Below are 8,272 nucleotides of genomic sequence, written 5' to 3'. Positions count from 1 at the left end.
CGCCGTCGACGTCGCGCCGTCGCGGCTGTCGCCGGACGAGCTGGCGGCGCTCGCCGAGGCGGTCGGCGGCGCCGAGCACGTCCGCACCGACGCCGAGGCGCGGATCCGCCACACGCGCGGCAAGTCGACTCCCGACCTGCTGCGCATCCGGGCGGGTGAGACGTCCGACGCGCCGGACGCCGTCGTGCTGCCCGGGGGCCACGACGAGGTCCTCGCCGTGCTGCGCGCCTGCGCCGCCGCCCGCGTCGCGGTGGTCCCGTTCGGCGGCGGCACCTCCGTCGTCGGCGGCCTCGCCCCGGCGGCGCCGGGCGGGGTGGACGCGTTCGTGGCCCTCGACCTGCGGCGCATGGACGCCCTGGCCGAGCTCGACGAGGTGTCCCGGACCGCCGTCCTGCAACCGGGCCTGCGGGGCCCGGCCGCGGAGGCCCTGCTCGCCGAGCGCGGCTACACGCTCGGCCACTTCCCGCAGTCCTACGAGTGGGCGTCCGTCGGCGGGTTCGCCGCCGCGCGGTCCAGCGGCCAGGCGTCCGCCGGGTACGGGCGGTTCGACGACATGGTCGTGGGGCTCACCGTCGCCACGCCCGAGGGCACGCTCGACCTCGGCCGCGCGCCGAAGTCGGCCGCCGGGCCCGACCTGCGCCAGCTCGTCCTCGGCTCCGAGGGCGCGTTCGGCGTGATCACCTCGGTGCGCGTCCGGATCCGCCCGGTCCCGGCGGCCACCGCCTACGAGGGCTGGCGCTTCGCCTCGTTCGGCGCGGGCACCGCGGCGCTGCGGCGGCTCGCGCAGGACGGCCCGCTCCCGGCGGTGCTCCGGCTGTCCGACGAGGCCGAGACCATGGTCGGGCTCGCCGACCCGGCGGCGATCGGCGCGTCCGCCGCGGGCTCGTCGGCGAGCGCGGGGGCGCTGGCCGTCCTCGGCTTCGAGGGCACGCCGGACGAGATCGCCGACCGGCGCGCCCGGGCGGCCGAGGTCCTGGCGCGGGCGGGCGGGGAGCCGCTCGGCGCCGCGCCGGGCGAGAAGTGGGAGCACGGCCGCTTCGACGCCCCCTACCTGCGGGACGCGCTGCTCGACGTGGGCGCCTTCGTCGAGACGCTGGAGACGGCGACGTTCTGGTCGGACGTCCCCGCGCTGTACGAGGCGGTCCGCTGCGCGCTGATCGGCGCGCTCTCGGGCGCGGGCACCCCGCCGCTGGTCATGTGCCACATCTCGCACGTCTACGCGGCGGGCGCGTCGCTCTACTTCACGATCGTGTCGGCACAGGGGCCCGACCCGGTCGCGCACTGGGCGAAGGCGAAGCACGCGGCCTGCGACGCGATCCTCGCCGCGGGCGGGACGATCAGCCACCACCACGGCGTGGGCGCCGACCACCGGGACTGGTACGCCCGCGAGATCGGGCCGCTCGGGTCCGCGGTGCTGCGCGCGGTCAAGGACAGGCTCGACCCGGCCGGAATCCTCAACCCCGGCATCCTCGTCCCGCCCGCCGAGCCGGGGGCGGATCCGTCGTCCTCGCGTCCGCCGGGTGCGGGGGAGTAGCCGCCATGGCGCCGCCCCCCGGACCGCCGTCCCCCCGCGCGTTCACCGCCGTCGTCAACCCCGCGGCGGGCGGGTCCGCGTCCGCCTCCACGCTGATCCCGCTGGCCCGGCTGCTCCGCGAGGCTGGCGCGGACGTCGAGGTCGAGTACAGCCGCGGCCTGGAGCACGCCGCCACCGTCGCCCGCGCGGCCGGCGCGGCCGGACGCGTCGTCCTCGGCGTCGGCGGCGACGGCATGGTCGGCTGCGTCGGCGGCGCCCTCGCCGGGACGGACGCGGTCCTCGGCATCGTGCCCGCCGGGCGCGGCAACGACTTCGCCCGGCAGCTCGGCGTCCCGTCCGGCCCCGGCGAGCTGGCGCGGCTGCTGCTGGAGGGCGAGCCGCGCGCCGTGGACGCGATCGAGGCCAACGGCACGCCCGTCCTCGGCAGCGTGTACGCCGGGGTGGACGCGGTCGCCAACGACAACGCGAACCGGACGCGGCTGCTCCGCGGCTCGGCCGCCTACTACGCCGGGGCGCTCCGGGCGATCCTGTCGTGGCGTCCCGCCGACTACCAGGTGACGGTGGACGGCGAGGAGCACCTGCGCCGCGGCTACACCGTCGTCGCCGCGAACTCCGGCTACTACGGCTTCGGCAAGCACATCGCCCCGGACGCCCGGGTGGACGACGGGCTGCTGGACGTCGTCCTCATCGGCACGGCCCCGAAGCCGCTCTTCTTCGCCGTCATGCGCGAACTGGCGGACGGCTCGCACGTGCGCAGGCCCCAGGTCGAGGTGCTGCGCGGCCGCGAGGTGCGGATCGAGCTCGCGGGCCCGCCCGGCCGCACCCTGCCGTACGGCGCGGACGGCGAGCTGCCCGGCGTCCTGCCGGTCACCGCACGGGTGATGCCGGGCGCGCTGCGCGTCCTGGCCCCCTGAGCGTCCTGGCGCCCTGAGCCCCGCCCGCACGCCCGGCCGGAGCAGGGCGCGGGCATTCTGACCTGGGCTCTCATCGTTGTCGCAGATTTGGGACCGCCGTTTGGGTCGATTTACGCCTCCATTACGGCCCTCCGGATAGCGTCGTGAACGTCCCACTTTCGGGACCTTGGGGCCGTCTGTGGAGGCATCATGGGAAGGCGATCGCTCGCCGTTCTGGGGGGACTCATGATGACCGCGGGCGCCCTCGTCGTGGTGGCGCCGGCGTCTCTGGGGGTGGCGCCGGCGCCGACCACGCTCCGCCTCGGCCGGGGGTCTGCCTCGTCCGAGGCGGTTCCCGCGTCCGAGGCGGCCTCCGTCGCAGGCGGATCCGTCCTCGGTGGCTCCGCCTTGAGGAGGGCGCTCGGGTTCCCGTCCCGGCCCGTCCCGGTGCGGAGCCTCACCGCCCCCGCCCCCACCCCCGGTACCGTCGTCGCACCGGCGGCTCCGCCGGTGCCGGGCGCGCCGATCCCGGGACGGACGGGGCACGCCCTGATCTGAGCCGCGCCACGGTGACCCGCGGCCATCATCGCGGAGTGACGTTCCCATACCGCAGTGTCGATGTGATGTGGATCACGGTCTCGCATCGGGGTTGCATCGGCCGTGTATCCGTTCGCGCAACCCAACCAAGTTCTTGGTCATTTGGCCTCCATCGGCCATCACCGTCGGGCATCGTGGCCGCGGTTCCCGGAGAGATTCGCAGAGATTGATCATTCGGCGGAGGTGGTCGTGACAACCGAGTCGGCAGGGCCGGGGTCCGCGGGAGGCGGACTCGACAACGCGGCCTACGCGCAGCTCAGACGGACCCCGGAGTTCGAGCGGCTCCGCCACGCCTTCCGCGGTTTCGTCTTCCCCATGACGGCCGCGTTCCTCACGTGGTATCTGCTCTACGTCGTGCTGTCGGCGTACGCGCGCGACTTCATGGGCAAGAAGGTCGTCGGCGAGATCAACGTCGCGCTGATCTTCGGCCTCCTCCAGTTCGTCTCCACCTTCCTGATCGCCTGGGCGTACGAGCGCTACGCGCGCCGCCGCCTGGAGCCCCTGGCGGACGGCGTCCGCGCCAAGGCGGACCAGGCCGTCGCGGGCGCCGGCGCCGCGGCGCCAGGTGCCGCCGCCACGACCGTCGCCGAGCCGGAGACGGCCACCGAGGCGCCGGCCACCGAGCCTCCCGCGGCCGAGGCGTCCGCTACCGAGACCCCCGCCACCGAGACTCCTGCGGCCGAGACGCCTGCGGCTGAGAAGCCCGCCACCGGGACTCCTGCGGCCGGGGCGTCCGCTGCTGGGACGTCCGCCGCCGAGACGCCCGCGGCCGGGTCCGCGACCGAGGCCGAGACGGCCGCGGAGAAGCCCGCCGGATCCACCCGGCCCGCCGGACCCGCCGAGCCCGGCGCGCCCGCCGACCCGGGGAAGAGGACCGACCCGAAGCAGGCCGGCACCGGCCGTGAGGAGGACGGCGAGTGAGCCCCCAGCAGTACGCCGCCCCCGTGCTGGCGGCCTCCGACAACGAGCACCGCACGTTCTCGCTCATCCTGTTCGCCGTCTTCGTGGCCCTCACCCTGTGGATCACGCTCTGGGCGTCCCGGCAGAACAAGACCGCCGCCGACTTCTACGCGGGCGGGCGCGGGTTCTCGCCGCTGCAGAACGGCCTGGCCATCAGCGGCGACTACATGTCGGCCGCGTCGTTCCTCGGCATCGCGGGCCTGTTCGCGCTGTCGGGCTACGACGGCTTCCTGTACTCGATCGGCTTCCTGGTCGCCTGGCTCGTCGCGCTGCTCCTGGTCGCCGAGCTGCTGCGCAACTCGGGCCGCTTCACGATGGCGGACGTGCTGGCGTTCCGGATGCGGCAGCGGCCGGTCCGCGCCGCCGCCGGCATCTCCACGATCGTCGTGTCGATCTTCTACCTGCTCGCGCAGATGGTCGGCGCGGGCGCGCTGGTCGGGCTGCTGCTCGACGTCTCCGGCGAGGCAGCCAAGATTTGGACGATCGTGGTCGTCGGCGCCCTGATGATCTTCTACGTGACGGTCGGCGGGATGCGCGGCACCACGTGGGTGCAGGTCGTCAAGGCCGTCATGCTGATGAGCGGCGCGATCGTCATGACCGTCTGGGTCCTGTCGAAGTACAGCTTCAACCTCTCCGACCTCCTCGGCGACGCCGCGGACAAGAGCGGCAAGGGCGACGCGTTCCTCAAGCCGGGCCTGAAGTACGGCGCCACCGACGTGTGGTCGAAGCTCGACCTGCTGTCGCTCGGCCTGGCCCTCGTCCTCGGGACGGCCGGGCTCCCGCACATCCTCATCCGCTTCTACACCGTCCCGAACTCGCGGGCCGCGCGGACGTCGGTCAACTGGGCCATCGGCATCATCGGCGTGTTCTACCTGATGACGCTGGTGATCGGGTTCGGCGCGGCGGCGCTGGTCGGCGGCAAGGCGATCGCGGCGCAGGACAAGGGCGGCAACACCGCGGCGCCGCAGCTCGCGCAGGAGCTCGGCGGCGGCTCCGGCTCCACCGGCGGCGCGGTCTTCCTGGCGATCATCGCGGCGGTGGCGTTCGCGACGATCCTCGCCGTGGTCGCGGGGCTGACGCTGGCCTCGTCGTCCTCGTTCGCGCACGACCTGTTCGCCAACGTGTTCAAGCGCGGCAAGGCGAGCGAGCGGGACGAGGTGGTGATGGCGCGGTACTCGGCCATCGTCATCGGCGCGATCGCGATCGTGCTGTCCATCTTCGCGCGCGGGCTGAACGTGGCGTTCCTGGTGGCGCTCGCGTTCGCGATCGCCGCGTCCGCGAACCTGCCGACGCTGCTGTTCTCGCTGTTCTGGAAGCGGTTCAACACGGTCGGCGCGGTCGCGGGGATCTACGGCGGCCTCGTCACGGCGGTCGGGATCGTGCTGCTGAGCCCGATCTGCTGGGGCGGCAAGTCCGACACGATCCCGAAGGGCAACGTGGACGCGCTGTTCAGCGAGACGACCGTCGCGCCGATCCCGCTCCAGAACCCGGGCCTCATCTCGATCCCGGTCGGCTTCCTGTGCGCCTACCTCGGGACCGTCCTGTCGAAGGAGCGCACGGACGAGAAGTACGCGGAGCTGGAGGTCCGCGCGCTCACCGGAACGGGCGCGCACTGAACCCGCGCTGGTTTCGCGCTGGATCGGCCCTCCGTCCGCACCGATCCCGCATCGGGGCGCCTCGCCGTGGTGCGTTCCCGCAACCGGCTTGACGCGTAGATCACCTCCGGGACAGGCTGTGAGCACCCCCTCACTCCCCCCGGAGGTGTTCTGTGCGTGCGGAGGAAGCCGCCGGGCCCGCGCCCCTGCCCGAGAACTCCCGCACCTCCGAGGGAGGGGCCGGCTGGACGTGCGGGAAGCCCGGCTCGTTCACCGATCTGCTGCCGGAGCGCGTCCCCGACTTCTCGTGGCGGCGCCCGTCGGTGCTGTGGCGGTCCCGCAACGACGTGGTCGCGCGGCTGTTCGGCGACCCGTCCGACGCGATCCGCCGGCGCTGCGTCGGGGCGCTGCGCGAGCGCGGGACGCCCGCCGCGTTCACCGTGCACCGCTCGGCGCCGGAGTTCTCGTTCGTCCTGATGGGGGACACCGGCGAGGGCGACAAGTCGCAGTACGCGGTGGTCCCGCCGCTGCTGCACGCGGCCGCCGGCACCGACTTCATGATCATCGCGAGCGACGTCATCTACCCGACGGGCGACGCGGGGGAGTACCCGGAGAAGTTCTTCCGGCCCTACAAGGACTACCCGGGGCCGATCTTCGCCGTCCCGGGCAACCACGACTGGTACGACGGGCTGCGCGGTTTCATGCACGTCTTCTGCGGCCTGGAGGAGGACTGCCTGCCGCCGCCGTGGCAGGGTCCGCTCGCCTTCGTCCCCCGCCTGCTCTGGCGCCGCCCCGGCACGGTCGACGCGCGCGCCCTGGCGGACGCCCGGAACCTGTACCGGGGGGCGCCGGGCCAGCAGGGCTCGCAGCCCGGCCCGTACTGGGCGATCGACACGCCGTCCCTGCGCATCATCGGGATCGACACCGGCATCACCGGGGGGATCGACCGCGACCAGGGCGAGTGGCTGCGCGAGGTCTCGGCGGGGCCGAAGCCGAAGATGCTGGTCACGGGCAAGCCCATCTACGTGGACAACGACCACCGTCCCGGCGAGATCGAGGGCGGCGGCACGGTGGACGAGATCGTCCAGGACCCGGCGCACAACTTCGTGGCCGCGATCGGCGGCGACATCCACAACTACCAGCGCTACCCGATGGCGCTGGCCGACGGCCGCACCATCAACTACATCGTCTCCGGCGGCGGCGGGGCGTTCATGCACGCCACCCACGTGATCCCGCGCACCACCGTGGTCAACGAGCAGAGGTTCCGCTGCTACCCGCTGCGCGGCGACTCCCTGTCGCGCTACAGCAGGCTCTACGGCCGGTGGCTGCGGATGCCGGGGCTGTTCGAGCTGACGCCGGAGGAGGCCACGGCGGCCATCGAGCACCGGCTCGGCATCAAGGCCGGGCGCGGGTACGCGGCGGAGCCGTCCCGGCGCGCGCGCTTCGTCGCCGCGCTGCTGGGCGTGCCGCGCGGGCGCCGGCCGCGCGCCCGGTTCGCGCGGCTGCCGGTGCGCCGGCTCCCGCAGCGGTTCCGGTCCGAGATGGCCGACTGGGACACCCCGCCGTTCTTCAAGCACTTCCTGCGGCTGGACGTCACGGAGGCGGAGCTGCGCATCCGCGTCTACGCGGCGACCGGCTGCGGCGACCAGGAGACGGACCCGCCCTGCGAGGACGAGGTGACGATTCCGCTGCGATAAGTCCCGTTCCGAAGAAATCCGCGAACAAAACCGACATCATTGGCTTCTTACCCCGCGAGGCCGTCCGCTCTCGTTACAGACTTCGCTCAGTGAACGGGTGAACCGTAACGGACGGCCGGCCGGACAACGACCGCGTCCTCAGGAGAGACGACTCGATGAGTTACCCCCAGCAGGGTCAGGGCCAGCACCACCAGCAGCAGCAGGCGTACCAGGGCGGCTACGCCCCGGCGCAGCAGCACCAGCAGGCGCCGGCCGCCGCCGGCACGGGCTACAACATGAAGCGCCGCAACCCCGTCGGCGCCTGGCTCGGCCTCCCCATCATCACCTTCGGCATCTACGGCCTGGTGTGGTTCTACAAGGTCCACGCCGAGCTCTTCCAGTACGACCGCCGCACCGGTGACGCGGCGACGAACGCGCTGCTGTCGCTGGTGTTCGGCGGCATCACCCTCGGCATCTGGCCGCTCATCGTGTTCGTCAAGCTCGGCGGCCGCATCGCCCAGGCGCAGCGGGCCGCGGGCCTGCCCGAGACCTGCAGCGGCGGGATGGGCTTCCTGCTCGGCATCTTCGGCTTCGGCGTGCTGTACTACCAGATCCAGCTCAACAAGGTCATCGACCGGTACGGCGACACCCCGGCCGGCCAGCAGGTCTCCCTCGCGGCCTGAGGCACTCGTTCGTCCTTCCAGGGGGCCGCGGCCCTGGGCCCCTGGAAGACTCGCGGCAGGACCCCTCCGTGCACACCCGGCGCGGAGGGGTCCTTCTCTATGCGCCCGACCCGCGTCAGCGCAGGGGCGACATCCCGGCCGACCGGCCTTCTCTGTCGGCCTGGCCCGCGTCCCGGCGTCCGCCGAGGCCGGGCGCCGTTCTGTCGGTGGGCGGAGCGACAATGGGCGCGTGAGGATCGCGGTGGCCGCCGGGCCGGGGGGCGGCGGACGGCTGCGGCCGCTCGCCGAGGACGGCACGCCGGCCGGGCCGCCGCGCGACGTCCCCGACCTTGTC

General features: G+C 73.6%; 6 protein-coding genes. All 6 read left to right on the top strand.

Annotation, left to right across the window (positions count from 1 at the left end):
• On the top strand, positions 1-1,534 hold a 1,534-nt coding region (locus E1300_RS45105; protein WP_131763417.1), incomplete at its 5' end, for an FAD-binding oxidoreductase.
• A 5-nt stretch (positions 1,535-1,539) separates the two neighbouring features.
• Entirely contained in the window at positions 1,540-2,448 is a 909-nt protein-coding gene (locus E1300_RS45100) for a diacylglycerol/lipid kinase family protein (RefSeq protein WP_131763416.1), read from the top strand.
• Between the two features lie 765 nt (positions 2,449-3,213).
• Entirely contained in the window at positions 3,214-3,945 is a 732-nt protein-coding gene (locus E1300_RS53760; protein WP_165503284.1) for a DUF485 domain-containing protein, read from the top strand.
• On the top strand, positions 3,942-5,600 hold the full coding sequence (locus E1300_RS45090) for a monocarboxylic acid transporter (RefSeq protein WP_207400342.1): 1,659 nt from the start codon (positions 3,942-3,944) through the stop codon (positions 5,598-5,600). The genes E1300_RS53760 and E1300_RS45090 overlap by 4 nt, the downstream gene beginning before the upstream one ends.
• Positions 5,601-5,752: 152 nt before the next feature.
• A complete protein-coding gene (locus tag E1300_RS45085) occupies positions 5,753-7,276 on the top strand; it encodes a metallophosphoesterase family protein (protein ID WP_207400341.1) in 1,524 nt (507 codons plus the stop codon).
• A gap of 155 nt (positions 7,277-7,431) precedes the next feature.
• Positions 7,432-7,938 carry a DUF4234 domain-containing protein gene (locus tag E1300_RS45080; RefSeq protein ID WP_131763415.1) on the top strand — a complete coding sequence of 169 codons (507 nt, stop codon included), beginning with the start codon at positions 7,432-7,434 and terminating at the stop codon, positions 7,936-7,938.
• Positions 7,939-8,272 lie beyond the last annotated feature (334 nt).

It is taken from the genome of Actinomadura fibrosa (assembly GCF_900659615.1).
GTDB classification, from domain to species: Bacteria; Actinomycetota; Actinomycetes; order Streptosporangiales; family Streptosporangiaceae; genus Spirillospora; species Spirillospora fibrosa.
Note: the sequence above shows the minus strand (reverse complement) of the source record. Positions and strands in the feature narration are given on the sequence as shown.

Excerpts from the sequence above, each read along its gene's own strand:
- E1300_RS45100 (WP_131763416.1), top strand. The coding sequence starts at position 1,540 with ATGGCGCCGCCCCCCGGACCGCCGTCCCCCCGCGCGTTCACCGCCGTC.
- E1300_RS45080 (WP_131763415.1), top strand. The coding sequence starts at position 7,432 with ATGAGTTACCCCCAGCAGGGTCAGGGCCAGCACCACCAGCAGCAGCAG.